We start from the raw sequence: 23,598 nt of genomic DNA on the forward strand, positions 1-23,598 counted from the left end.
TTTTGTGGGCGCCTGTTTTTCAGGCGCAAAAAAAATCGCGGCCTTCGCAGCCCCACACAATCCGTGCAGGAGCTGCCGAAGGCTGCGATCTTTTGCTTTAAACGTTACCAGGCAACGCCAAACCCAGCGGTATAACGGGTCTTGCTCAAATCAGCATCATCGGTACCACTGATAATGTCGCGCTCAGCTTTCAAATTCAGAGACGCCCATTCAGTAACCTTGTAGCGCAGGCCCATCTCGGCATCCAGCGCGTAATCCGCGACACCCGACAACGGCTTGCCAAACTCGCCGTTGGTGAAGAACTCGACCTTCTTGCCGATCAGGTAACGGTTGTAATCCCACTTCATCGCGACCGAATAGAAGTTGTCCTTGCCGCCATCGCTGTATTCGTAATCGGTACGGTTGAGCAGCGAACCGAGCGAGAACGCGCCCAACTCGTCATCCCAGAACTGGTAACCGGGACCGGTACCGACCACGCGCTGGCGCGAAAGGTCTTCAACATGGTCGCGCTTGTAATTCAGGCGCCCCTGCCAAAACCACTTATCGGTCAGGAAGCGGTCGAGGGAGTATTCGGCGCGCCAGTTGTTGGTGGTGACTTCGTCGTCCTGCACTTCGCGGTTGTACTCGCCCTCGGCGGTGTGACGCCAGCGACCGTGACGCGCGGAGGTTTTGAAATCGATGTCGTAATCGTCGGTGTCTTTTTCCGCGCGCTGATAATCCATTGCCAGGTCGACATTGCCCTTCCAGACCAGATCCTCGACCACCGGTTTCGGCTTGAGAATCTGCTGAATGCTCGCCAGCTCGACAGTTTTTGGCGCCTCGCCGTTGGCCAGGGTGACCTTGCCGTCTTCCGCCGCCGTCAGCGACTTGGAGACTTCGCCGGTGTAGGCATCCTGTTTGACCAACAGGTGCTGATCGCTCTCAAGGGTCTTGACCTCTTTCCAGTCGATCGTGACGGCTCCGGCGTACTTGGTCTGAATCAACAGTTTGCCGCCGTCGAACAGGGAAATGGTGCCGCTCAACTTGTCACCGTTCTTCAACCAGACGGTGTCGGCAAGCAGGGGCGTGGACGCACTGAAAACAGCAAGGCACAGCAAGGTTCTGGACAACATAAGCGAATCGAGGGCTCAAGTTTGCGAAAAAAGGTGGGCATTATCCGTAGGAATAAGACCCTGACAAGGACTGACCGGACTATTTCTATTGAGTTCATTTCTCAACTGCACGACGAGGGATTACGCTTAGGGCCTCGATACGATCAAGTTCAGGAACTCCGTACGTGACAGACCCGAACCCCGAAGGGGACAGCGAAGCGCAAATCCGACGCACGGCGCTCTACTCGACACTCGCCCAAGTGCCCGAAGGCAAAGTCGTCAGCTATGGTCAGTTAGCCGAACTGGCCGGGTTGGGGCGCGCCGCCCGCTGGGTCGGCCGCGTATTGAGTCAGTTGCCTGGTGATACCAAACTGCCCTGGCACCGTGTATTGGGCGCCGGCGGTCGTATCAGTTTGCCGGTGGGCAGCCCGTCGGGCGATGAACAACGGGCGCGTTTGCGCGTGGAAGGCATCACCGTCCAGAATAATCGTGTGGATATTCAGCGCCATGGCTGGCGTCCGGTAGAGCACAGCGGTTAGAGTGCGCGCTTTGTTTTCGCAATCTTGAGGCAGACTTCAGCCCATGCCCCGTAAAACCTGGCGCGCCGCGCTAGCTGCTTATGCCAGTCCTTCGACGCTCGTGCTGTTGTTGCTCGGTTTCGCCGCCGGCCTGCCGTACATGCTGGTGTTTTCAACGCTTTCCGTCTGGCTACGTGAAGCGGGCGTAGCCCGTGAAACGATTGGCTACGCAAGCCTCATCGGCCTGGCCTATGCGTTCAAATGGGTCTGGTCACCGCTGCTCGACCAATGGCGCCTGCCGTTGCTCGGCAAGCTTGGCCGACGCCGCTCCTGGCTGGTGCTCTCACAAGTCCTGGTGATCCTTGGCCTGATCGGCATGGGTTTCTGTGATCCGCAGAAGCACCTGTCCTGGTTGATCGCGATTGCCGTGGTCGTCGCTTTCGCTTCCGCTACCCAGGACATTGCGGTCGACGCCTATCGACTGGAAATCGCCGACGACAATCGTCAGGCTGCACTCGCCGCCAGCTACATGTCCGGCTACCGCGTCGCCGCCCTGCTCGCCACCGCCGGCGCATTGTTTTTTGCCGAAGGCTTCGGCTCTACCGGTTTCAACTACAAGCACTCGGCGTGGACTGGCACTTATGTGTTGTTCGGCGCGCTGATGATCCCTGCCCTGCTCACTACGCTGTTCATGCGCGAACCGCCGGTGCCACTGCGTACGCAATTGCAGGCCGGGCGCTATACGTTCATGCATCAATTAATGTCGGTGTTCGTGCTGATCGTCTTGCTCGTGTCGGTGCCGGCGATGTTCACCCAGCTGTACAACACCGATTTCGCCAGCGTGCTGTTCGGCAGCATGAGCCCGCTCGATCTGCTGCTCGAAGACCGCGCCTTCCTGCGCGCCATCCTCTATACGCTGCTGACCGGTCTGTGCCTGTCGACCATGGGTCGCCGTGGCCTGGCGCCGGTGCTGACGCCGGTCAACGACTTCATCCTGCGTTATCGCTGGCAGGCACTGCTGTTGCTCGGTTTGATCGCGACCTACCGGATGTCCGACACGGTGATGGGCGTAATGGCCAACGTGTTCTACATCGATCAGGGCTTCACCAAGGATCAGATCGCCAGCGTCAGCAAGATTTTCGGCCTGATCATGACACTCGTCGGCGCCGGCATGGGCGGCCTGTTGATCGTGCGTTTCGGCATTCTGCCGATTCTGCTGATCGGCGGCGCCGCCTCGGCAGGCACCAACCTGCTGTTCCTGATGCTCGCCGACATGGGCCCGAACCTGAAGATGCTGGTGGTGACCATTTCCCTCGACAACTTCAGTTCGGGTCTGGCGACATCGGCGTTTGTCGCCTACCTGTCGAGCCTGACCAACCTGAAGTTCTCCGCGACGCAATACGCCCTGCTCAGCTCGATCATGCTCCTGCTGCCGCGCCTGATCGGCGGCTATTCCGGGGTGATGGTGGAGAAGTTCGGTTACCACAACTTCTTCCTGATCACCGCGTTGCTCGGTGTGCCGACGCTGGTGCTGATAGCCCTGCACTGGTTCCAGGAAAGTCGCCGCGAAGGCCCGACACCTACGCCCGAGCCCGTCCCGACGCCCGTCGCGGAAGAGTCGTAAGACATTTCGTCAATGGCGGGAGGAATCCCGCCGTTGAACTCCTCCACCGGCCACACGCCTGTACGTCAGCAAAAGTCGCCGGTACACTGCTCCGTCATTTCCAGTCATAGCAACCGACAACGGCCAACCATGCGCACCAGTCAATTTTTGCTCGCCACACAGAAAGAAACGCCTTCCGACGCGGTCGTGATCAGCCACCAGCTGATGCTGCGCGCCGGCATGATCCGCAAACTCGCCTCGGGCCTGTACACCTGGCTGCCGATGGGCTTGCGAGTGATGCGCAAGGTTGAAGCCATCGTTCGTGAAGAAATGAACGCTGCCGGCTCTCTGGAAGTGTTGATGCCGAGCACCCAACCGGCCGAGCTGTGGCAGGAATCGGGGCGCTGGGAAGAATACGGCCCTGAGCTGCTGCGCATCAAAGACCGCCACGGTCGTGATTTCTGCGCGGGCCCGACCCACGAAGAAGTGATCACCGATCTGATGCGCAACGAGTTGAGCAGCTACAAACAGCTGCCAATCAACCTGTACCAGATCCAGACCAAATTCCGTGACGAGATCCGTCCACGCTTCGGTTTGATGCGCGGCCGCGAATTCATCATGAAGGACTCCTACTCCTTCCACGCGGATCAGGCATCGCTGCAGATTACCTACGACCGCATGCATGAAGCCTACTGCAACATTTTCACGCGTCTGGGTCTGAAATTCCGTCCGGTGGAAGCCGACAATGGTTCGATCGGTGGCGCGGGTTCGCACGAATTCCACGTACTGGCCGAGTCCGGCGAAGACGACATCGTTTTCAGCAACGGTTCCGACTACGCAGCGAACATCGAAAAAGCCGAAGCCGTGCCGCGCGAAACCTCGCGCGCCGCTGCGACTGAAGAGCTGCGTCTGGTCGATACGCCTGACACCAAAACCATCGCGGCGCTGGTGGAAAAATTCAATCTGCCGATTGAAAAGACCATCAAGACCCTGATCGTGCGCGCCGAAGAAGAAGGCAAGCTGATCGCGCTGGTGATCCGTGGCGACCACGAACTCAACGAAATCAAGGCAGCCCAGCAAGCTGGCGTGGCCAACCCGCTGGTCATGGCCACCGATGCCGAACTGCGTGACGCCATTGGCGCCGGCGCCGGTTCGCTCGGCCCGCTGAACCTGCCGCTGCCAATCATCATCGACCGTTCGGTCGAACTGATGAGCGACTTCGGCATCGGCGCGAACATCGACGACAAGCACTACTTCGGCGTGAACTGGGAGCGCGATCTGCCTGTTCCGACCGTGGCTGACCTGCGTAACGTGGTCGCCGGCGATCCAAGCCCGGACGGCAAAGGCACGCTGGAAATCAAACGCGGCATCGAAGTCGGGCACATCTTCCAGCTGGGCAACAAGTACAGCAAGGCGATGAAGTGCGAAGTGCTGGGCGAAAACGGCAAGCCAGTCACGCTGGAAATGGGTTGCTACGGCATCGGCGTTTCCCGCGTGGTGGCGGCAGCCATCGAGCAGAACAACGACGCCAACGGCATCATCTGGAGCGACACCCTGGCGCCGTTCCAGATCGCGCTGGTACCGCTGCGTTATGAAACCGAGCAGGTGCGCGAAGCCACCGACAAGCTGTACGCCGAACTGACGGCGGCCGGCTTCGAAGTGCTGCTGGATGATCGCGACAAAAAAACCAGCCCGGGCATCAAGTTCGCGGACATGGAGCTGATCGGCATTCCTCACCGGATCGTGGTCAGTGACCGCGGCCTCGCCGAAGGCAACCTGGAATACAAGAGTCGTACTGAAGGCGAAGCGCAAGCACTGCCGGTCGCCGACGTACTGTCCTTCCTTCAGGCCCGTATCCGCCGCTGAAACCAGATAGAGACGTCATGTTCAAGCGAAACACCTTAGGCCTCGGTGGCACCGCCCTGTGCGGTGCCCTGCTGGTCAGCGGCTGTGCCAATCACATGTCACAGCGCAGCGAGCACGAAGAGCGGGTCGAGCGAAAATTGCTCGACCACAGCCTGCAGATTGATGTCGGTGAGCCTAAGGAGCTTGAGCTGCCGCAGCGACGCGTGAAGATCAACGAACAGAAGACCTTTGAAGTCACCGAGTTCGAAGTGACACGTCGTTACGATCGCTACACGCCTTACCAGCCTTGGCGCGAGGTCTACGAGATTCCGCTGGGCGTGGTGGCGGTGGTCGGTGGTGTCGGCGCCAACGTGGTCAACGTGTTTGCCCTCGGCAATCTGCCGGACAGCGTGACCAAGGATTGGCTGAGTTACGGTTTTGCCGGGCTCAACCCGTTCATGAACGTGCAGTCCAACGGCCGTGCGCAGCAGAACCTGGCCGGTATCGATGAAGTCCAGCGCGACAAGCGCACGGAGTATTCGAGCCTGCCGTGGAGCGAGCGGCCGGTACAGGTCAAGGCTGGCAAACAGACCTTCGACATGACCACCGACCGCAACGGCGTGCTGCGTGTGAACCTGCTCGACAGCCCATTCGCTGAGCATGACCTCAATTACGTCGGTAAACTGCAGATCAGTGTCGAGGACGCTAAGGATGACGTGCATTCCGACTCGTCCCTGGCGATCAGCAGCCACCTGCGTGGCAAGTTGCTCGAAGCGCACGGCTTGATTTACGACGACCTGGAAGATGACGAAGTGAGCCAGTGGGTACACCGGGTCAAACGTCTGTCGGAACTGGGTCTGGAAGAAGAAGCCAGCGAACTGGAACAAAGCCTGATCGAACTGACGCGCAACGATCCTGAGTTACAGACTGAGTTTCTCAAGTCGCTGACCAAGGATGCGGGGCGTCTGGTGGCTGATCCCGGCCCGAATTAACGCCTCATAAAAGATCGCAGCCTTCGGCAGCTCCTACATTGGAACGCGTTCTCCTGTAGGAGCTGCCGAAGGCTGCGATCTTTTGATTTTTACCGCTCAAACAACTCCATCTGCTCAAACCCACCGCGCAAATCCTCCAGCCTCACCCCAACCCCCAACAACCGCACCGGTTTCCCGCCGCGATTGAACGCCTGCGTCAGCATCAACTGATAACTGCCCAAGTCCCGCCCTGCCCCGGCCTGCTCCAGCGTGGTCTGGGTAAAATCATGAAACTTCACTTTGACGAACGGTTTGCCCGGTCGATAACTGCTGTCGATTCGTGCCATGCGGGTTTTCAGGGTTTCCAGCAGCTCCGGCAACTTGTCGAGGCAACTGCGCAGATCTGGCAGATCAACGTCGTAGGTATTTTCCACGCTGATTGACTGACGCCGACTGTCGTTGTGCACCAGTCGATCATCAATCCCACGCGCCAGGCTCCACATTCGCTCGCCGAAACTGCCGAATTCGCGCACCAGCGCCAACTTGTCCCACTCGCGCAATTGCGAGCAGTCGACGATGCCGAGCCTGCCCAGTTTGTCGGCGGTGACCTTGCCGACACCGTGCAGCTTGCTCACCGGCAAACCGCTGACGAAGTCCTCGACCTGATCCGGGGTGATCACGAACAGACCATTGGGTTTTTTCCAGTCGCTGGCGATCTTCGCCAGAAACTTGTTCGGCGCCACACCGGCAGACACGGTGATATGCAACTGATTGGAGACGCGTCGACGAATGTCTTGAGCAATACGCGTGGCGCTGCCGCCGAAATGCGCACTGTCCGAGACATCCAGATAAGCCTCATCCAGCGACAGCGGTTCGATCAGGTCGGTGTAATCGCTGAAAATCACATGAATTTCTTTCGAGGCTTCGCGATAGGCGTCCATGCGCGGCTTGACGATGGTCAGATCCGGGCACAGCTTCAAGGCATGCCCCGAGGACATCGCCGAGCGTACGCCATAGGCCCGCGCCTCGTAGTTGCAGGTGGCGATAACACCGCGCCGATCCGCCGAACCACCCACCGCCAAAGGCTTGCCGGCGAGGTTCGGGTCATCACGCATCTCGATGGCGGCGTAGAAACAGTCACAGTCGACGTGGATGATTTTTCGCTGAGTCATGACAGAAAAGGAAACATGGCGAGCCGGATCGGCAGTATCTCACTGACACCTGTATATAGCACCAGTGGTAAGAATGTTCTTTTCCACGCGTAGGAAAAGGCCTATGAATTTATTTTCTCAATCGAAAGAAGCCATTCGATAGAGCTGAAACCCTTGTGCCACCTGCCCTGCACGCCTTTTCAGGCGCTGCAAAAAGCGCTAACCGATTGAACCTCAACAGATTTTATCCAGAATGCGGGTTGACACCCCGGCGATCCTCTGTAGAATGCCGACACACAGACGCGGGATGGAGCAGTCTGGTAGCTCGTCGGGCTCATAACCCGAAGGTCGTCGGTTCAAATCCGGCTCCCGCAACCAAACATCAAAAAAGGCTACTCGAAAGAGTGGCCTTTTTTGTGCGTGTCTATTTTGTGGATTTCTTCTACTTATAAGGAAGCGATCGCCAAACAGGAATTCGTTGCATTTCCGAAACTTAGGCGCGACCTGCGACCGTTTGACGCGATCTCACACTTATTTGACCCTTTACGGGATTAGCGGTTGACACCCCGTCGTTCCTCTGTAGAATGCCGCCACACAGACGCGGGATGGAGCAGTCTGGTAGCTCGTCGGGCTCATAACCCGAAGGTCGTCGGTTCAAATCCGGCTCCCGCAACCAAACATCAAAAAAGGCTACTCGAAAGAGTGGCCTTTTTTGTATCTGTTGAAAAAGTCCTTTCGCAACAATGATCTGTCACTGTGCAGTGAACGCTTGGGATCTTCAGACTCGCCAACTTGCGACTATGCTTGTGTCGCAGGCACGACGTCTGCAATCCAGGAACTGCCCTCGCCGATACCCGGTGAGAGGCGTAGTATTTTGTGATTATTTTTTTCTACAGGGATTGGTAACTTGGCTGGATACCTCCATCCTGTCGCGCACAATCCAAGAGGTGATTGATGCGCGCCAACTCGTCTGATCCACAAGACACCGTCACAGCGGAACATCCGATCAAGCCAGAGCGTTTGCGCTTGCTGGATCGTTTGAGCAAATACCGTCAGCCAATTGGTCTGGCCGTTACGTTGCTGCTGTTCGCCATTGCGCTGATTGCCTGTCGCCATCTATTGGCCGAGCTTGATCTCGACGCTCTGCACGACTCGATTCTCGAGGTACCGAAACCCGCCCTGCTCGGCGCTTTCGGTGCGACGGTGGTCGGCTTCATTATTCTGCTCGGCTATGAATGGTCGGCCAGCCGCTATGCTGGCGTGACATTGCCGCCGCGTACTCTGGCGATGGGCGGTTTCACCGCGTTTGCGATTGGCAACGCTATTGGCCTGTCGCTGCTGTCCGGCGGCTCGGTTCGCTATCGTTTATATGCACGGCATGGTCTGGGGGCGGCGGAAGTCGCGCACATGACCCTGTTCGCCAGCCTGTCGCTGGGTTGCGCGCTACCGCCACTGGCTGCGCTGGCGACGCTGAGTGACCTGCCCGCTGCCTCTGCGGCACTCGGTCTGTCCGAAGGTCTGCTCGGCACAGTTGCCGCTGTCGTCCTGTTGCTTGGCGCGGTGCTGGCGATCGGCATCTATCGTCGGCGTCTGCCGGAGCAGCCGTTGCGCGATAACCTGCTGGTTCGGGTCGGTCGCCGCACCTTGCGTCTGCCGGGTCGACGTCTGACTTTCCTGCAACTGCTCATCACCGCACTCGACGTCGCCGCCGCCGCGACCGTGCTGTATCTGCTGCTGCCCGAAGCGCCACCGTTTGGCGCGTTCCTGCTGGTGTATCTGCTCGCCCTTGCCGCTGGCGTGCTCAGCCATGTGCCGGGCGGCGTTGGCGTGTTCGAAGCGATTCTGCTGGCAGCGTTTGCCGACAAACTCGGCGCCGCACCGCTGGCTGCTGCGCTGCTGCTCTATCGCCTGATTTACGTGGTGCTGCCAATGCTGGTGGCCTGCGTGGTGCTGCTGATCAACGAAGGTCAGCGCCTGTTCCAATCGCAAACGATGCGCGCTGCCTCAGGTTTGGCCGCGCCGATCCTTGCGGTGCTGGTGTTCTTATCGGGTGTGGTGCTGCTGTTTTCTGGCGCCACTCCTGAAATCGACACGCGTCTTGAGCACATTGGTTTTCTGATTCCACATCGCCTTGTCGACGCTTCGCACTTCGGCGCCAGCCTGATTGGCGTGTTGTGCCTGATGCTCGCCCAAGGCCTGCGCCGTCGCCTGTCGGCAGCATGGATGCTGACCACCATTCTGTTGCTGGTCGGCGCCCTGCTCTCGCTGCTTAAAGGCTTCGACTGGGAAGAAGCCACACTGATGACCCTCACCGCCGCGTTGCTGGGGGTTTTCCGTCGCTCGTTCTACCGACCGAGCCGCCTGACCGAACTGCCCTTCTCGCCGCTGTATCTGGTCGCCAGCCTGTGCGTTCTCGGTGCATCGACCTGGCTGCTGCTGTTCGCCTATCAGGACGTTCCTTACAGCCATCAGTTGTGGTGGCAGTTCACCCTCGACGCTGATGCACCGCGTGGCTTGCGTTCGCTGCTTGGCGCTGCGGTGTTGTTGCTGGTGATCGCCCTGACCTGGCTGCTGCGCACTGCGCGCCCGGTCATTCACTTGCCGACGCCGGATGAGCTGGAGCGCGCCTCGAAGATTTTGATGGCCTCTTCGCAACCCGACGGCGGCCTCGCGCTGACCGGTGACAAGGCGTTGCTGTTCCACCCCAACGACGAGGCGTTTCTGATGTACGCCCGTCGTGGCCGCAGCCTGGTGGCGCTGTACGACCCGATCGGCCCAAGCCAGCAACGCGCCGAAATGATTTGGCAGTTCCGCGACCTCTGCGACATCTACCATGCGCGCCCGGTGTTCTATCAGGTACGCGCGGAGAACCTGCCGTACTACATGGACATCGGCCTGACCGCGATCAAGCTCGGCGAAGAAGCCCGCGTCGATCTGCATCGCTTTGACCTGGAAGCCAAGGGCAAAGAGATGAAGGATCTGCGTTACACCTGGAACCGAGGCACCCGCGACGGTCTGTCGCTGGAGATCCACGAGCCGGGCCAGGCGCCGATGGATGAGCTGAAAGTGATTTCCGATGCCTGGCTGACCGGCAAGAACGTGCGCGAGAAAGGTTTCTCCCTCGGCCGTTTCAGCGACGAATACCTGAAGCATTTCCGCATCGCGGTGATTCGCTTCGAAGGTCGCCCGGTGGCGTTCGCCAACCTGCTTGAGACGTTCAGCCATGATCTGGCCAGTCTCGACCTGATGCGCGCGCACCCGGACGCGCCGAAGTTGACCATGGAATTCATGATGGTCGGCCTGATTCAACATTATAAGAGTCACGGATACGCGCGTTTCAGCCTGGGCATGGTGCCGTTGTCGGGGTTGCAACCCCGCCGTGGTGCACCGCTGACCCAGCGTCTGGGCTCGATGGTTTTCCGCCGTGGTGAGCAGCTGTACAACTTCCAAGGCTTGCGCCGCTTCAAAGACAAGTTCCAGCCTGACTGGGAACCCCGTTATATGGCCGTGCCCGCCGGACTCGATCCGTTGGTGGCGCTGGCCGACACTGCTGCCCTGATCGCGGGCGGCTTGACTGGATTGGTGAAACGCTGATGATTCAACGCTCCCTGAAGTACATCCTGGCCGCACTGATTGTGCTGGCCGTGATTGCCGGCGGCGGTTACTGGTACCTCAAACGCCCGGCACCGGAACCGACGCTCGAACCCATTACGGCAGCCGACGGCACCGTGTTGACCCGCATCATCCCCGGCACCAAGCCCAAGGCGCAGGTGCTGGTGGCGGTCAATAGCGACCAGAAGCTGACCGACAATCAACTGACCACCCTGAGCCGCAGTGCCTCGGCGCAGATCGTTCAGGTGATTCTGCCCAAGGACTGCCTGCAACAAAGCCGCGCCCTGCAAACCGGCCTGCGCGAGCTGAACGGCCCGGCCACTCTGGTCAGCGGCATCGGCCCGGGCGCCGTGCTGGCCTGGCGCTGGCTGGCGGAACAGAAAGACGACAAGGCCCAAGCCATCTCCGTCGACCTCGCCCTGGAAAAAGGGGGCTGCACGCACCTGCTGCCGAAATCCGCTGCCCACGGCCACTGGCTGGCAGCGTGGAACGACAACCCGGACGACGCCAGCGCAGGTTTCGTGCGCGATCAACCGAACGCCGAAACCAGCATCAGCGACTACGACATCAACCTGCCGCAAGTGCTGAACAACGAACTGCGCAAAATCCTCGTTGGCGGCGACAAGGCTAACGGCGGTCTGGCGATTCCGGTGGTGGAAGTGCCGGCCGGTCAGGCCAAAGACACTGTCACCCTGTTCCTCTCCGGTGACGGCGGCTGGCGCGACCTCGACCGCGATGTGGCCGGTGAAATGGCCAAGATCGGCTACCCGGTGGTCGGCATCGACACCCTGCGCTACTACTGGCAGCACAAGAGCCCGGAGCAAAGCGCACTGGATCTGAGTGAATTAATGCAGCACTACCGGCAGAAATGGGGCACCAAACGCTTCATCCTCACCGGTTATTCGTTCGGCGCCGACGTTCTACCGGCGATCTACAACCGCCTGCCGGACACCGAGCAGCAACGCGTAGACGCCATCATCCTGCTCGCCTTCGCCCGCACCGGCAGCTTCGAAATCGAAGTCGAAGGCTGGCTCGGCAACGCCGGCAAAGAAGCCGCCACCGGCCCGGAAATGGCCAAGTTGCCACCGGCCAAGGTGATCTGCATCTATGGCGAAGAAGAGGCGGATGAAAGTGGTTGCACCGACAAGACCGCAGTCGGTGAAGCAGTGAAACTGCCCGGCGGCCACCACTTCGACGAGAACTACCCGGCGCTGGCCAAGCGCTTGGTGGATTTGATCGAGAAGCGTCAGGCGGCGAGCCAGGTCGCGGAAGAGTGATCTGAAGCGTCCTTAAAAAAGCCCCCGCCATCTCACGATGGCGGGGGCTTTTTACATTCAGAGGATCACCCCAACCCCCTGTAGGAGTGAGCCTGCTCGCGATAGCGGAGTGTCAGCCACCTATTTGCCAACTGACACACCGCTATCGCGAGCAGGCTCACTCCTACAGGAGGATTGCGTTGATCACGGGATACAGGAAATACCCAGAATCATTGTGGGAGCGGGCTTGCTCGCGAAGGCGTTGTGTCAGACGACATCTCCGGTAGCTGATCCACCGCCTTCGCGAGCAAGCCCGCTCCCACAGGGGGATTGGTGCAGTATTCAAGCAATGTGTTCGGGCACAAAAAAGCCCCCGCCAGCCACAAGGCTACCGGGGGCTTTTCGGATGGGGCCAAGCTTACATCTCCACCTGCGTCCCCAACTCAATCACCCGATTCAGCGGCAGATTGAAGAACCTTAAGTTCCCATTGGCATTCTTCAACATGAACGCAAACAGCGCCTCTCGCCAACGCGCCATGCCTTCCAGCTTCGAGGCAATCACCGTTTCGCGACTGAGGAAGTAGGTGGTGCGCATCGGGCTGAAGTCCAGATCATCCAGATGACACAGCTTCAGCGCTTGCGGTACGTCTGGCTCATCGGTGAAGCCGAAGTGCAGGATCACCCGGAAGAAGCCCTCCCCGTGCGCTTCCACTTCGAAACGTCGCGATGGCGGCACGCGCGGAATGTCTTCGTAGACCACTGTCAGCAACACCACCTGCTCATGCAGCACTTGGTTGTGCAGCAGGTTGTGCAACAACGCATGCGGCACGGCGTCGGAGCGCGCGGTGAGGAACACCGCAGTGCCCTGCACGCGATGCGGCGGTTGTACGCGGATGCTGCTGATGAAGATCGGCAGCGGCAGCGCGCCTTCGTCGAGGCGATCGACCAGCAGTTGCTTGCCGCGCTTCCAGGTGGTCATCAGCACGAACAGGGCGATACCGGCGATCACCGGAAATGCACCACCCTGCACGATCTTCGGCACGTTGGCGGCGAAGTACAGACCATCCACCAGCAGGAAACCGATCAACACCGGCACGGCAAGGATTGGTGGCCATTTCCACAGCAGCAGCATCACTGCCGACACCAGAATGGTGGTCATCAGCATCGTGCCGGTAACCGCCACGCCGTAGGCCGAGGCCAGTGCGCCAGACGATTCGAAGCCGAGTACCAACAACACCACGCCAACCATCAACGCCCAGTTCACCGCGCCAATATAAATCTGGCCCTGCTCGGCGCTGGAGGTGTGCTGGATGTACATGCGCGGAATGTAGCCGAGCTGAATCGCCTGACGGGTCAGGGAGAACGCGCCGGAAATCACCGCTTGCGAGGCGATCACCGTGGCCATGGTCGACAGACCGACCAGCGGAATCAACGCCCAGCTCGGCGCCAGCAGGTAGAACGGGTTACGCGCCGCTTCCGGGTTGTCCAGCAGCAAAGCGCCCTGACCGAAGTAGTTGAGCACCAGCGCCGGCAACACCAGAATGAACCACGCGCGGGCAATCGGTTTGCGACCGAAGTGGCCCATGTCGGCGTACAGCGCTTCGGCACCGGTCAGCGCCAGCACCACAGCGCCGAGGATCGCCACGCCCATGCCCGGATGAACGACGAAGAAATTCACCGCCCACATCGGGTTCATCGCATGCAGCACTTCTGGGGTGTGGCTGATGCCATACACACCAAGCGCGCCGAGGACGAGGAACCAGGTGACCATGATCGGCCCGAACAAAATGCCGATCCGCGCGGTACCGTGGCGCTGGATCAGGAACAACCCGACCAGAACGACCAGCGACAGCGGCACCACCCAATGGTCAATGCCATCGAATGCCAGCCCCAGACCTTCAATCGCCGAGAGTACGGAAATCGCCGGGGTGATCATGCTGTCGCCATAAAACAGCGCAGCGCCGATCAGTCCGCAAACCACCAATAATGAACGCAGCTTTTTGCGATGCCCTGCCGCTCGCCTTGCCAATGCGGTGAGCGCCATGATGCCGCCCTCGCCCTGGTTGTCGGCGCGCAGCACGAACATCATGTATTTGATCGAAACCACCCAGATCAGCGACCAGAAGATCAACGACAGAATGCCCAGCACGCCGTCGTGATTGACGGGCACACCGTAGCCGCCGGAAAACACTTCTTTAAGGGTGTACAACGGGCTCGTGCCGATGTCGCCGTAAACCACCCCGACCGCCGCGACCAGCATACTCAGCGGCTTGGTTGCCGAACCCTCGGCGCCTGCCGCATGACTACTTGCCTGACCCATCCAACACTCCTGACTTACCGGAACCGGCTTCTTTTCAATGAAGCACTATGCTTTGTCGTGCAGCATGATGCGCTGATTTACCTGTTGTTACAGACGATTTGTTGACTGTAAAAAATTGGTAAAGCCCAACGGCGCGAAGCATAGCGCAGCACTCGTCGTATTTCCCGGCATAAAGCTGGTCAAGTGCGCTTCTCGCCGCTAGAATTGCGCACTTTTTGATCAGAGGCGCGCCCTAAGCGCCCATCCGTCGGCTTTCGCACTGCGCAAGCGACGTCACAAAATACCGAGGTTAGACATGTCCACCACTCCTGCGCCGGCCAATCCAAAGGTTGGCTTTGTATCTCTGGGTTGCCCGAAAGCACTGGTCGACTCCGAGCGCATCCTGACCCAGCTGCGCATGGAAGGTTATGACGTGGTGTCCACCTATCAGGACGCCGACGTTGTAGTCGTCAACACCTGCGGTTTCATCGATTCGGCCAAGGCTGAATCTTTGGAAGTGATCGGCGAAGCGATCAAGGAAAACGGCAAGGTGATCGTCACCGGCTGCATGGGCGTGGAAGAAGGCAACATCCGCAACGTGCACCCGAGCGTGCTGGCCGTGACCGGTCCGCAGCAGTACGAGCAAGTGGTCAACGCCGTGCACGAAGTCGTGCCGCCGCGTAAAGATCACAACCCGCTGATCGACCTGGTGCCGCCGCAAGGCATCAAGTTGACCCCGCGTCACTACGCTTACCTGAAGATTTCCGAAGGCTGCAACCACAGCTGCTCGTTCTGCATCATCCCGTCGATGCGCGGCAAACTGGTCAGCCGTCCGGTCGGCGATGTGCTCGACGAAGCTCAGCGTCTGGTCAAATCCGGCGTTAAAGAGTTGCTGGTTATTTCGCAAGACACCAGCGCTTACGGCGTTGACGTGAAATACCGCACCGGTTTCTGGAACGGCGCGCCGGTGAAAACCCGCATGACCGAACTCTGTGAAGCGCTGAGCACTTTGGGCGTCTGGGTACGTCTGCACTACGTTTACCCGTACCCGCACGTTGACGAGCTGATCCCGCTGATGGCCGCCGGCAAGATCCTGCCGTACCTGGACATCCCGTTCCAGCACGCCAGCCCGAAAGTATTGAAGTCGATGAAACGCCCGGCGTTCGAAGACAAGACCCTGGCGCGGATCAAGAACTGGCGCGAAATCTGTCCGGATCTGATCATCCGCTCGACCTTCATCGTCGGCTTCCCGGGCGAAACCGAAGAAGACTTCCAGTACCTGCTCAACTGGCTGACCGAAGCCCAGCTCGACCGCGTCGGCTGCTTCCAGTACTCGCCGGTGGAAGGCGCTCCGGCCAACGATCTGGATCTGGAGATCGTTCCGGACGAGGTCAAGCAGGATCGTTGGGATCGCTTCATGGCGCACCAGCAAGCGATCAGCTCGGCACGTCTGCAAATGCGCGTCGGCCGTGAAATCGAAGTGCTGGTGGACGAAGTCGACGAGCAAGGCGCAGTTGGCCGCTGCTTCTTCGATGCCCCGGAAATCGACGGCAACGTGTTTATCGACAACGGCAGCAACCTGAAGCCGGGCGACAAGGTCTGGTGCAAAGTCACCGACGCTGACGAATACGATCTGTGGGCCGAACAGATCTAACACCGCATACCCTGTAGGAGCTGCCGAAGGCTGCGATCTTTTGATCTTGATCTCGATAAACAAGATCAAAAGATCGCAGCCTCGTTTCACTCGTCAGCTCCTACAGGGATTCGGGATAGCGCTGAATTCAAAAGCCCCGCTCTTTTTCCAAGATGCGGGGCTTTTTTACGGCTATCGTTTATCGGGGGACGGACTCCCCTGAACGAACAAGAGGCCAACGGGCATGCGTCACCACTCGGTTATCCACACGCCGAAACTCAGCGATTATCAGGAACTGACCCAGGTCTGGGAGGCCTCGGTTCGCGCCACCCATGACTTTCTGCCGGACAGCTACATCGAGCTGCTGCGTAATCTGGTGCTGACCCGCTATCTGGATGCGGTGATGCTGATCTGCACCAAGGACGCCGACCAGCGCATCACCGGGTTTGCCGGGGTTGCGGCGGGCAAGATTGAGATGCTGTTCATTGATCCCGAATTTCGCGGCCAAGGTTTGGGCAAGAAGCTGCTCAACTACGCGATGCAGCATTTGAACGCCGATGAGCTGGACGTCAACGAACAGAACCCGCAGGCACTGGGGTTTTACTGCAAGCAGGGTTTTGAGGTGATCGGCCGCTCTGAAGTGGATGGCATGGGCCAGCCGTATCCGTTGCTGCATATGCGTTTGCGGCAAAATCAGCAACGCTCAAGCCACGCCTGACCCACAACCGTACCCCTGTAGATACTCTGTTTACGGTCAAGCTTTTGCGAGGTCTTTTGCGCTAAAAAGCTTGGCCGTATCGAAATCTTCTCCGGCTTGCATGCAAGCCCACAGACCGGTCAGGTATTTGCGCATGACGGCGACGATCGCCTGCATCTTTCTCTTTCCTCGCCCGATCAGCGCTTCGTAAAAGGCTTTCACGTTGCTGTCGCAACGAATGGCGGTCAGCGCTGGCATATACATCGCTGAGCGTAGGTAGGCGTTTCCGCCCTTACTTATCCGCCCAGGTTTATCGATGCTGGTACCTGATTGCGTAAGCCGCACATCGAGTCCTGCATGTCGGCTGACCTGCGCGGATTTAAGCGTCACCGGCAAAGTCGTCAATTCAGCCAGTGCCGCAAATACTGAAATTTCGCCCATCCCCGGCGCTGCGATCATGTGCCCGAACTGGGCGCTTAACGTCGGGCAATTGTCGATCAGTGCCCGGCCTGCGAGCCTGAAACGCTCGATTCGCTTGTCGAAGGCCTCAATGGCTTCTTCTTCGTCTTCAATCAACATCGTCAGGGTTGTTTGAGTAGCCTTCAGCGCATGCAGCTCGTTCTTGGCTCGGGTGCGATGACATGTCAGACGATTGATATGCCTTCCGATAGCCCGCAACTCCAGCTGTATGGCTGTAGGTGGAGTCCACAATCTTGGGCTCATGCGCTCGCCGTATTCAGCTAGCAATTGGGCATCGATTGCATCGGTTTTGCTGTTTTTCAGCATCAGCTTGGCGAAGTTATGAAAGCTCTTCGGATTGATAACCGAAACGGGCAAACCCGCCGCAGCGAGCTCCATGGCCAAATCCAGGTAATAGATGCCGGTGGCTTCCATCACCACGGATAAAGGCTTGAGTTCGAGCAACTTGTTGATCGCCGCCTTACGCCCTGCGGGTGTTTGGTCGATGTTGCAGGCGCCTGCAAAACGACCGTCGTTACGCCAACCCATGGCGGTCGTGCGAGACCCCACATCCAAACCGACATGCATGCTCATGCTTTCAACTCCGAGTGAACTGGGTTAAAAATGCTTCCTGGTTCCCCTGACCTCGAACTTCATGCCACTGCAACCTTGTAATGCGAAGTCCGACTCGTCGGCTTCTCGATACTCTTCGTGGTGGGCAATGAGGCGGGGGGACCTCTCTACAGACAAGGTCAGGAGCAAGTCCTGCCTTTAGGAGCGATCGGTCTCCCCCAGAAAAACATCTTCGTATGTCCGCACCAGTGAGCCTAGATCTCAATTGACTGGTGTGAGGGCAACATACAAGGAGCTGCCGAAGGCTGCGATCTTTGCTTTTTAAAGATCAAAAGATCGCAGCCTTCGGCAGCTCCTACAAATGGAACCGGGCTTAACCGGCGCCACACAGGTACAATGCCCACCCCTTTTTTGTTACGGCCCTGTCATGACTGACCCGATTCGCCTCTCCAAACGCCTCATTGAACTGGTCGGTTGCTCCCGCCGGGAGGCCGAGCTGTTCATCGAGGGCGGCTGGGTCACCGTGGACGGCGAAGTCATCGACGAACCGCAGTTCAAGGTCGGCGACCAGAAGGTCGAGCTCGACAAGGACGCCCAGGCCACCGCGCCGGAGCCGGTGACTATCCTGCTCAACGCGCCGGCCGGCATGGACGTCGAAAGCGCCATGCAATCGCTGAGCATCGACACCCTCAGCGAAGAACACCGCTATGGCAAACGCCCGTTGCGCGGCCACTTCCTGCGCCTGACCGCCAGCGCCGACCTGCAAGCCAAGGCCAGTGGCCTGCTGGTGTTTACTCAGGACTGGAAAATCCTGCGCAAGCTCACCGCCGACGCTGCGAAGATCGAGCAGGAATATGTAGTCGAAGTTGAAGGCGACATGGTCGCCCACGGCCTCAACCGCTTGCAGCACGGCCTCACCCACAAGGGCAAGGAGTTGCCGCCGGTCAAGGCCAGCTGGCAGAACGAAAACCGCCTGCGCTTCGCCATGAAAAACCCGCAGCCGGGGATCATCGCCCAGTTCTGCGAAGCGGTTGGCCTCAAGGTCATCGGCATCCGCCGCATCCGCATCGGCGGCGTCTCGATCGGCAAAGTCCCGGTCGGCCAATGGCGCTACCTGTCCGGCAAAGAGAAGTTCTAAGACTTCCACTGCCGCCACACATTCCGGCAGCGCGCCCGCGTGCTGCCCACAACGCTTATCAGGATTACTCACATGATTCATAACGACGTATTGCGCAGCGTGCGCTACATGCTCGACATCAGCGACAAGAAAGTTGTCGAAATCATCAAACTCGGCGGCATGGACGTAGAACTCGCTGACGTGCTGACCTGGCTCGACAAGAAAGAAGAAGACGAAGAAGGTTTCGTGCGCTGCCCGGACGAAGTCATCGCACACTTCCTCGACGGCCTGGTGATCTTCAAACGAGGCAAGGACGAAAGCCGTCCGCCGCAGCCGATCGAAGTGCCGGTGACCAACAACATCATCCTGAAAAAGCTCCGCGTAGCCTTCGAATTGAAAGAAGACGACATGCACGCGATCCTCAAGGCTGCCGAGTTCCCGGTGTCCAAGCCTGAGCTGAGCGCGTTGTTCCGCAAGGTTGGCCACACCAACTACCGCCCGTGCGGCGACCAGTTGCTGCGCAACTTCCTCAAGGGGCTCACGCTGCGCGTGAGAGCGTAAACAGCAGCTACAAGTTTCGAGCTGCAAGCTGCAAGTTGCCACTTCGCTTCTACTTGCCGCTTGTAGCTTGCAACTCGAAGCTGGCCGCATGGCCTAGAGTGTACTGATCCCTAATCCTCAGGACTCGCCATGCACCCGTATTTCTCCCTGCAAGGCCGCACCGCTCTGGTGACCGGCGGCACCCGTGGTATCGGCAAAATGATCGCCAAAGCCTTCGTCGAGGCTGGCGCGCGTGTTTATGTCTGCTCGCGCGACGCCGAAGCCTGTCATCAAACCGCGGAAGAACTCAGCGCTTTGGGTACTTGCTACGGCATGGCAGCGAATCTGGCGACTGAAGAAGGCGTGCAGGAACTGGCAGCGCGTCTGGGCGAGCAAATCACCCATCTGGATATTCTGGTAAACAATGCCGGCACCACGTGGGGCGCGCCGCTGGAGAGTTACCCGGTCAAGGGCTGGGAAAAGGTCATGCAGCTCAACGTGACGTCGGTGTTCACCTGCATCCAGCAGTTTCTACCGTTGTTGCGCAAGGCAGGCTCAGCGGCGAATCCGGCGCGGATTATCAATATTGGTTCGGTGGCGGGGATTTCTTCCTTTGGTGAACAGGCTTATGCCTACGGGCCGAGTAAGGCTGCCCTGCACCAATTGTCACGGATTCTTGCGCGGGAGCTGGTGAGCCAGCACATCAATGTCAATGTGATCGCACCGGGAAGGTTTCCGAGCAAGATGACTCAGCACATTGGCAATGATGAGAAGGCGTTGGCTGAGGACACGGCGGTGATCCCGATGAAGCGTTGGGGGCGTGAGGAAGAAATGGCGGCGTTGGCGATCAGCCTGGCGAGTACCGCCGGGGCCTATATGACCGGGAATATTATTCCGCTGGATGGTGGGTTTAGCCTTTAAAAGATCGCAGCCTTCGGCAGCTCCTACATGGGATCGACGCGCCCCTGTAGGAGCTGCCGAAGGCTGCGATCTTTTGATCTTTAGTGCATCATTCCCACCCTGCCCCGCTTCGAATGCAAACCATGACTTACAGCGTCTCCCCCATCGGCTTCGTGCGCTCCTGCTTCAAGGAGAAATTCGCCATCCCGCGCCAGCCGCAATTGGCCCCCGCCGCCCGTGGCGTGCTGGAACTGGTGGCGCCGTTCGATCAAGGTGACGCCGTGCAAGGTCTGGAACAGGTCAGTCACGTCTGGTTGCTGTTCCTGTTCCACCAAGCACTCGAAGAAAAACCACGCCTGAAAGTCCGCCCACCCCGCTTGGGCGGCAACAAGTCCATGGGCGTGTTCGCCACCCGCGCGACTCACCGACCCAACGGCATCGGTCAGTCTGTAGTGAAACTGGACAAGGTTGAAGCCGATCGCCTGTTCATCTCGGGCATCGATTTGCTCGACGGCACGCCGGTTCTCGACGTCAAACCCTACGTGCCCTATGCCGATATCATCCCCGAAGCCTCCAACAGCATCGCCAGCGCGGCACCGCAGCTGATTGACGTGCAGTGGACGGACTCGGCACTGAAACAAGCGCACACACACGCTCAGCGCCTTGATGAGCCGTTGGTTGCGTTGATTGAACAGTGTCTGGCCCAGGATCCGCGTCCGGCGTATCAGACCCCGGTGCCAGAGCGTGAATACGGTGCGCAGTTCTGGGATCTGGACGTGCGCTGGCATTACCCGACGCCTGAGCAGATTCGCGTGCTCGAAGTTATCCCTGCCGCAGCCTGAGACCTCGGTCAATGTAGGAGCTGCCGAAGGCTGCGATCTTTTGATTTTGATCTTAAAAGCAAGATCAAAAGATCGCAGCCTTCGGCAGCTCCTACATGGATTGTGGCAGGCATGAAGGAAATGTTTCGGGCATAAAAAAGCCCCCATTGCCTTTGCAGGCAGTGGGGGCTGATCGTTCCCACGCTCTGCGTGGGAATGCATCCGTTGACGCTCTGCGTCACCTGAACAGCTTACTTCTCGACGAACGCACGCTCGATCAGGTAATCACCCGGCTCGCGCATCCGCGCCGAGATCTTCAGGCCGAAGCTATCAAGCACTTCGCTGGTCTCGTCGAGCATGCTCGGGCTGCCGCAGATCATTGCACGGTCGTCCTGCGGGTTGATCGGTGGCAGGCCGATGTCGCTGAACAGCTTGCCGCTGCGCATCAGGTCGGTCAGACGGCCCTGATTCTCGAACGGCTCGCGGGTCACGGTCGGGTAGTAGATCAGCTTGTCACGCAGCGCTTCGCCGAAGAACTCGTTCTGCGGCAGGTGCTCGGTGATGAATTCGCGGTAGGCGACTTCGTTGACGTAGCGTACGCCGTGAACCAGGATCACTTTTTCAAAGCGCTCGTAGGTTTCCGGATCCTGAATCACGCTCATGAACGGCGCCAGACCAGTGCCGGTGCTCAGCAGGTACAGGTGCTTGCCCGGGTTCAGGTCATCGAGAACCAGGGTGCCGGTAGGCTTTTTCGAGATGATGATCTCGTCGCCTTCCTTCAAATGCTGCAGCTGCGAGGTCAGCGGGCCGTCCTGCACCTTGATGCTGAAGAACTCCAGATGCTCTTCCCAGTTCGGGCTGGCGATCGAGTAAGCGCGCATAAGCGGGCGGCCGTTAGGCTGTTGCAGGCCGATCATCACGAACTGACCGTTCTCGAAGCGCAGGCCCGGATCGCGGGTGCACTTGAAGCTGAACAGAGTGTCGTTCCAGTGATGAACACTGAGGACACGCTCGTGGTTCATGTTGCTCATGTACGTTTGACTCCTGGAGATTGGGTCTGCGCTGGCTTTTGAAGGCGACGGTGCGCAATTGCATCGCATTCTAATAGCGACGACAATATCTGTTAACTGGATTATTAAGATAAGGGTTATCGGTTATATCGATATGCGATTTACTCTCCGTCAACTGCAAGTCTTCGTCGCCGTCGCCCAGCAGGAAAGCGTATCCCGTGCTGCGGGTCTGCTCAACCTCTCGCAGTCGGCTGCCAGCACTTCGATCACCGAGCTTGAGCGCCAATCCAGCTGCCAGCTGTTCGACCGCGCCGGCAAACGGCTGAGCCTCAACGCCCTCGGCAAACAGCTACTGCCACAGGCGGTGGCCCTGCTCGATCAGGCCAAGGAAATCGAAGACCTGCTCAACGGCAAATCCGGTTTCGGCTCGCTGTCTGTCGGCGCCACGCTGACCATCGGCAATTACCTGGCGACCCTGTTGATCGGCAGTTTCATGCAGCGCCACCCGGAAAGTCAGGTGAAGCTGCACGTGCAGAACACTGCCAATATCGTGCAACAAGTTGCCCACTACGAAATTGATCTGGGTCTAATCGAAGGCGATTGCAGCCACCCGGACATCGAAGTGCAGAGTTGGGTTGAGGATGAGCTGGTGGTGTTTTGCGCGCCGCAGCATCCCTTGGCCAAACGCGGCACCGCAACCATGGAAGAGCTGACGCACGAGGCGTGGATTCTGCGCGAACAAGGCTCCGGCACGCGGCTGACCTTCGATCAGGCCATGCGTCATCATCGCAGCGCGCTGAATATCCGTCTGGAGCTGGAACACACCGAAGCGATCAAACGCGCGGTGGAATCAGGGCTGGGGATTGGCTGCATCTCGCGACTGGCGCTGCGTGATGCGTTCCGGCGCGGCAGTCTGGTGCCGGTGGAAACGCCGGATCTGGATCTGGCGCGGCAGTTCTACTTCATCTGGCACAAACAGAAATACCAGACCTCGGCGATGCGCGAGTTTCTGGAACTGTGCCGCGCTTTCACCGCCGGGGTTCAGCGCAGCGACGAGATCGTCTTGCCGACGATCGCTTAAAGCAGAATCACCGCCCACACCAGACCGATCATGCTCAGCGCGACGAATTGCGCGGCGCTGCCCATGTCCTTGGCGTTCTTCGACAATGGGTGCAGTTCCAGCGAGATACGGTCGATGGCCGCTTCGACCGCCGAATTCAGCAGCTCGACGATCAACGCCAGCAGGCACACCGCGATCAACAGCGCCTGTTCAACACGGCTGACATTCAGAAAGAACGTCACCGGGATCAGGATCACGTTGAGCAACACCAGTTGGCGGAACGCCGCTTCGCCGGTGAAAGCTGCGCGCAGACCGTCCAGTGAATAACCGGAGGCATTAAGGATGCGTTTCAGGCCGGTCTGGCCCTTGAAAGGTGACATAACGTTGAGACCAACCAAAGAGGAGTGAGAAAGCTAGATCAACAAAAGTCAAAAAAGCGTGA

Annotated in this window: 19 protein-coding genes and 2 tRNA genes; 15 read left to right on the plus strand and 6 right to left on the minus strand. The window is 58.9% G+C overall.

The window, feature by feature from the left end:
- Positions 1–104: 104 nt before the first annotated feature.
- Positions 105–1,112 carry a DUF481 domain-containing protein gene (locus ACP3TY_RS19105; protein WP_159815002.1) on the minus strand — a complete coding sequence of 336 codons (1,008 nt, stop codon included), beginning with the start codon at positions 1,110–1,112 and terminating at the stop codon, positions 105–107.
- Between the two features lie 164 nt (positions 1,113–1,276).
- Here ACP3TY_RS19105 and ACP3TY_RS19110 point away from each other — a divergent pair, with 164 nt between their 5' ends.
- From ACP3TY_RS19110 to ACP3TY_RS19125, 4 genes are all read left to right on the plus strand, one after another.
- On the plus strand, positions 1,277–1,630 hold the full coding sequence (locus tag ACP3TY_RS19110; protein ID WP_053117764.1) for an MGMT family protein: 354 nt from the start codon (positions 1,277–1,279) through the stop codon (positions 1,628–1,630).
- A 43-nt stretch (positions 1,631–1,673) separates the two neighbouring features.
- On the plus strand, positions 1,674–3,233 hold the full coding sequence (locus ACP3TY_RS19115) for an AmpG family muropeptide MFS transporter (protein ID WP_053117762.1): 1,560 nt from the start codon (positions 1,674–1,676) through the stop codon (positions 3,231–3,233).
- A gap of 129 nt (positions 3,234–3,362) precedes the next feature.
- Positions 3,363–5,078 carry a proline--tRNA ligase gene (locus tag ACP3TY_RS19120; RefSeq protein ID WP_053117760.1) on the plus strand — a complete coding sequence of 572 codons (1,716 nt, stop codon included), beginning with the start codon at positions 3,363–3,365 and terminating at the stop codon, positions 5,076–5,078.
- Positions 5,079–5,095: 17 nt separating this feature from the next.
- Positions 5,096–6,049 carry a hypothetical protein gene (locus tag ACP3TY_RS19125; RefSeq protein ID WP_008083883.1) on the plus strand — a complete coding sequence of 318 codons (954 nt, stop codon included), beginning with the start codon at positions 5,096–5,098 and terminating at the stop codon, positions 6,047–6,049.
- Positions 6,050–6,138: 89 nt separating this feature from the next.
- On the opposite strand, the gene dinB is transcribed toward ACP3TY_RS19125, so the two are convergent.
- The gene (dinB, locus tag ACP3TY_RS19130; RefSeq protein ID WP_053117758.1) at positions 6,139–7,200 is read right to left on the minus strand and encodes a DNA polymerase IV; all 1,062 of its coding nucleotides are present in this window, start codon (positions 7,198–7,200) and stop codon (positions 6,139–6,141) included.
- A 280-nt stretch (positions 7,201–7,480) separates the two neighbouring features.
- On the opposite strand from dinB, the gene ACP3TY_RS19135 reads away from it, so the two are divergent.
- From ACP3TY_RS19135 to ACP3TY_RS19150, 4 genes are all read left to right on the plus strand, one after another.
- A tRNA-Met gene (locus ACP3TY_RS19135) sits at positions 7,481–7,557 on the plus strand.
- Between the two features lie 221 nt (positions 7,558–7,778).
- Positions 7,779–7,855 (plus strand) — tRNA-Met (locus ACP3TY_RS19140).
- Positions 7,856–8,133: 278 nt separating this feature from the next.
- Entirely contained in the window at positions 8,134–10,773 is a 2,640-nt protein-coding gene (mprF, locus tag ACP3TY_RS19145) for a bifunctional lysylphosphatidylglycerol flippase/synthetase MprF (RefSeq protein WP_426618217.1), read from the plus strand.
- Entirely contained in the window at positions 10,773–12,068 is a 1,296-nt protein-coding gene (locus ACP3TY_RS19150; RefSeq protein ID WP_212549565.1) for a virulence factor family protein, read from the plus strand. Before mprF ends, ACP3TY_RS19150 begins: the two co-directional genes overlap by 1 nt.
- Before the next feature lie 397 nt (positions 12,069–12,465).
- Here ACP3TY_RS19150 and ACP3TY_RS19155 read toward each other — a convergent pair whose 3' ends face one another.
- On the minus strand, positions 12,466–14,307 hold the full coding sequence (locus ACP3TY_RS19155) for a potassium transporter Kup (protein WP_400649148.1): 1,842 nt from the start codon (positions 14,305–14,307) through the stop codon (positions 12,466–12,468).
- A 355-nt stretch (positions 14,308–14,662) separates the two neighbouring features.
- Between ACP3TY_RS19155 and rimO the strand changes: the two genes are divergently transcribed.
- Together rimO and ACP3TY_RS19165 are read left to right on the plus strand one after the other, a co-directional pair.
- Positions 14,663–16,000, plus strand: coding sequence for a 30S ribosomal protein S12 methylthiotransferase RimO (gene rimO, locus ACP3TY_RS19160; protein ID WP_426618218.1), 1,338 nt, complete (start codon positions 14,663–14,665; stop codon positions 15,998–16,000).
- A gap of 223 nt (positions 16,001–16,223) precedes the next feature.
- The gene (locus ACP3TY_RS19165) at positions 16,224–16,697 is read left to right on the plus strand and encodes a GNAT family N-acetyltransferase (RefSeq protein WP_426618219.1); all 474 of its coding nucleotides are present in this window, start codon (positions 16,224–16,226) and stop codon (positions 16,695–16,697) included.
- A 36-nt stretch (positions 16,698–16,733) separates the two neighbouring features.
- Here ACP3TY_RS19165 and ACP3TY_RS19170 read toward each other — a convergent pair whose 3' ends face one another.
- Positions 16,734–17,729 carry an IS110 family transposase gene (locus tag ACP3TY_RS19170; RefSeq protein ID WP_426617800.1) on the minus strand — a complete coding sequence of 332 codons (996 nt, stop codon included), beginning with the start codon at positions 17,727–17,729 and terminating at the stop codon, positions 16,734–16,736.
- A gap of 406 nt (positions 17,730–18,135) precedes the next feature.
- Between ACP3TY_RS19170 and ACP3TY_RS19175 the strand changes: the two genes are divergently transcribed.
- The 4 genes from ACP3TY_RS19175 to tsaA all read left to right on the plus strand — a co-directional run bounded on the left by ACP3TY_RS19175 (position 18,136) and on the right by tsaA (position 21,107).
- On the plus strand, positions 18,136–18,846 hold the full coding sequence (locus ACP3TY_RS19175) for an rRNA pseudouridine synthase (RefSeq protein ID WP_159813160.1): 711 nt from the start codon (positions 18,136–18,138) through the stop codon (positions 18,844–18,846).
- 72 nt (positions 18,847–18,918) lie between these two features.
- Positions 18,919–19,386 carry a DUF1456 family protein gene (locus ACP3TY_RS19180; protein WP_158830785.1) on the plus strand — a complete coding sequence of 156 codons (468 nt, stop codon included), beginning with the start codon at positions 18,919–18,921 and terminating at the stop codon, positions 19,384–19,386.
- 129 nt (positions 19,387–19,515) lie between these two features.
- The gene (locus tag ACP3TY_RS19185) at positions 19,516–20,286 is read left to right on the plus strand and encodes an SDR family oxidoreductase (protein WP_159813158.1); all 771 of its coding nucleotides are present in this window, start codon (positions 19,516–19,518) and stop codon (positions 20,284–20,286) included.
- Between the two features lie 122 nt (positions 20,287–20,408).
- Entirely contained in the window at positions 20,409–21,107 is a 699-nt protein-coding gene (gene tsaA / locus ACP3TY_RS19190; RefSeq protein WP_426618220.1) for a tRNA (N6-threonylcarbamoyladenosine(37)-N6)-methyltransferase TrmO, read from the plus strand.
- 230 nt (positions 21,108–21,337) lie between these two features.
- On the opposite strand, the gene fpr is transcribed toward tsaA, so the two are convergent.
- Positions 21,338–22,117: a ferredoxin-NADP reductase gene (gene fpr, locus ACP3TY_RS19195; protein ID WP_007908723.1), complete on the minus strand. Its 780-nt coding sequence runs from the start codon at positions 22,115–22,117 to the stop codon at positions 21,338–21,340.
- A 133-nt stretch (positions 22,118–22,250) separates the two neighbouring features.
- Here fpr and ACP3TY_RS19200 point away from each other — a divergent pair, with 133 nt between their 5' ends.
- On the plus strand, positions 22,251–23,177 hold the full coding sequence (locus ACP3TY_RS19200; protein ID WP_053117737.1) for a LysR family transcriptional regulator: 927 nt from the start codon (positions 22,251–22,253) through the stop codon (positions 23,175–23,177).
- On the opposite strand, the gene ACP3TY_RS19205 is transcribed toward ACP3TY_RS19200, so the two are convergent.
- Entirely contained in the window at positions 23,174–23,536 is a 363-nt protein-coding gene (locus ACP3TY_RS19205) for a diacylglycerol kinase (RefSeq protein ID WP_053117735.1), read from the minus strand. The genes ACP3TY_RS19200 and ACP3TY_RS19205 overlap by 4 nt on opposite strands.
- Positions 23,537–23,598 lie beyond the last annotated feature (62 nt).

This window comes from Pseudomonas rustica, assembly GCF_049959085.1.
Taxonomy (GTDB): domain Bacteria; phylum Pseudomonadota; class Gammaproteobacteria; order Pseudomonadales; family Pseudomonadaceae; genus Aquipseudomonas; species Aquipseudomonas rustica.

Bases quoted from the DNA above. Each gene is read 5' to 3' on its own strand.
- ACP3TY_RS19105 (WP_159815002.1), bottom strand. From the start codon at position 1,112: ATGTTGTCCAGAACCTTGCTGTGCCTTGCTGTTTTCAGTGCGTCCACG.
- ACP3TY_RS19115 (WP_053117762.1), top strand. From the start codon at position 1,674: ATGCCCCGTAAAACCTGGCGCGCCGCGCTAGCTGCTTATGCCAGTCCT.
- ACP3TY_RS19120 (WP_053117760.1), top strand. From the start codon at position 3,363: ATGCGCACCAGTCAATTTTTGCTCGCCACACAGAAAGAAACGCCTTCC.
- ACP3TY_RS19125 (WP_008083883.1), top strand. From the start codon at position 5,096: ATGTTCAAGCGAAACACCTTAGGCCTCGGTGGCACCGCCCTGTGCGGT.
- dinB (WP_053117758.1), bottom strand. From the start codon at position 7,200: ATGACTCAGCGAAAAATCATCCACGTCGACTGTGACTGTTTCTACGCC.
- mprF (WP_426618217.1), top strand. From the start codon at position 8,134: ATGCGCGCCAACTCGTCTGATCCACAAGACACCGTCACAGCGGAACAT.
- ACP3TY_RS19150 (WP_212549565.1), top strand. From the start codon at position 10,773: ATGATTCAACGCTCCCTGAAGTACATCCTGGCCGCACTGATTGTGCTG.
- ACP3TY_RS19155 (WP_400649148.1), bottom strand. From the start codon at position 14,307: ATGCTGGTCGCGGCGGTCGGGGTGGTTTACGGCGACATCGGCACGAGC.
- rimO (WP_426618218.1), top strand. From the start codon at position 14,663: ATGTCCACCACTCCTGCGCCGGCCAATCCAAAGGTTGGCTTTGTATCT.
- ACP3TY_RS19165 (WP_426618219.1), top strand. From the start codon at position 16,224: ATGCGTCACCACTCGGTTATCCACACGCCGAAACTCAGCGATTATCAG.
- ACP3TY_RS19170 (WP_426617800.1), bottom strand. From the start codon at position 17,729: ATGAGCATGCATGTCGGTTTGGATGTGGGGTCTCGCACGACCGCCATG.
- ACP3TY_RS19175 (WP_159813160.1), top strand. From the start codon at position 18,136: ATGACTGACCCGATTCGCCTCTCCAAACGCCTCATTGAACTGGTCGGT.
- ACP3TY_RS19180 (WP_158830785.1), top strand. From the start codon at position 18,919: ATGATTCATAACGACGTATTGCGCAGCGTGCGCTACATGCTCGACATC.
- ACP3TY_RS19185 (WP_159813158.1), top strand. From the start codon at position 19,516: ATGCACCCGTATTTCTCCCTGCAAGGCCGCACCGCTCTGGTGACCGGC.
- tsaA (WP_426618220.1), top strand. From the start codon at position 20,409: ATGACTTACAGCGTCTCCCCCATCGGCTTCGTGCGCTCCTGCTTCAAG.
- fpr (WP_007908723.1), bottom strand. From the start codon at position 22,117: ATGAGCAACATGAACCACGAGCGTGTCCTCAGTGTTCATCACTGGAAC.
- ACP3TY_RS19200 (WP_053117737.1), top strand. From the start codon at position 22,251: ATGCGATTTACTCTCCGTCAACTGCAAGTCTTCGTCGCCGTCGCCCAG.
- ACP3TY_RS19205 (WP_053117735.1), bottom strand. From the start codon at position 23,536: ATGTCACCTTTCAAGGGCCAGACCGGCCTGAAACGCATCCTTAATGCC.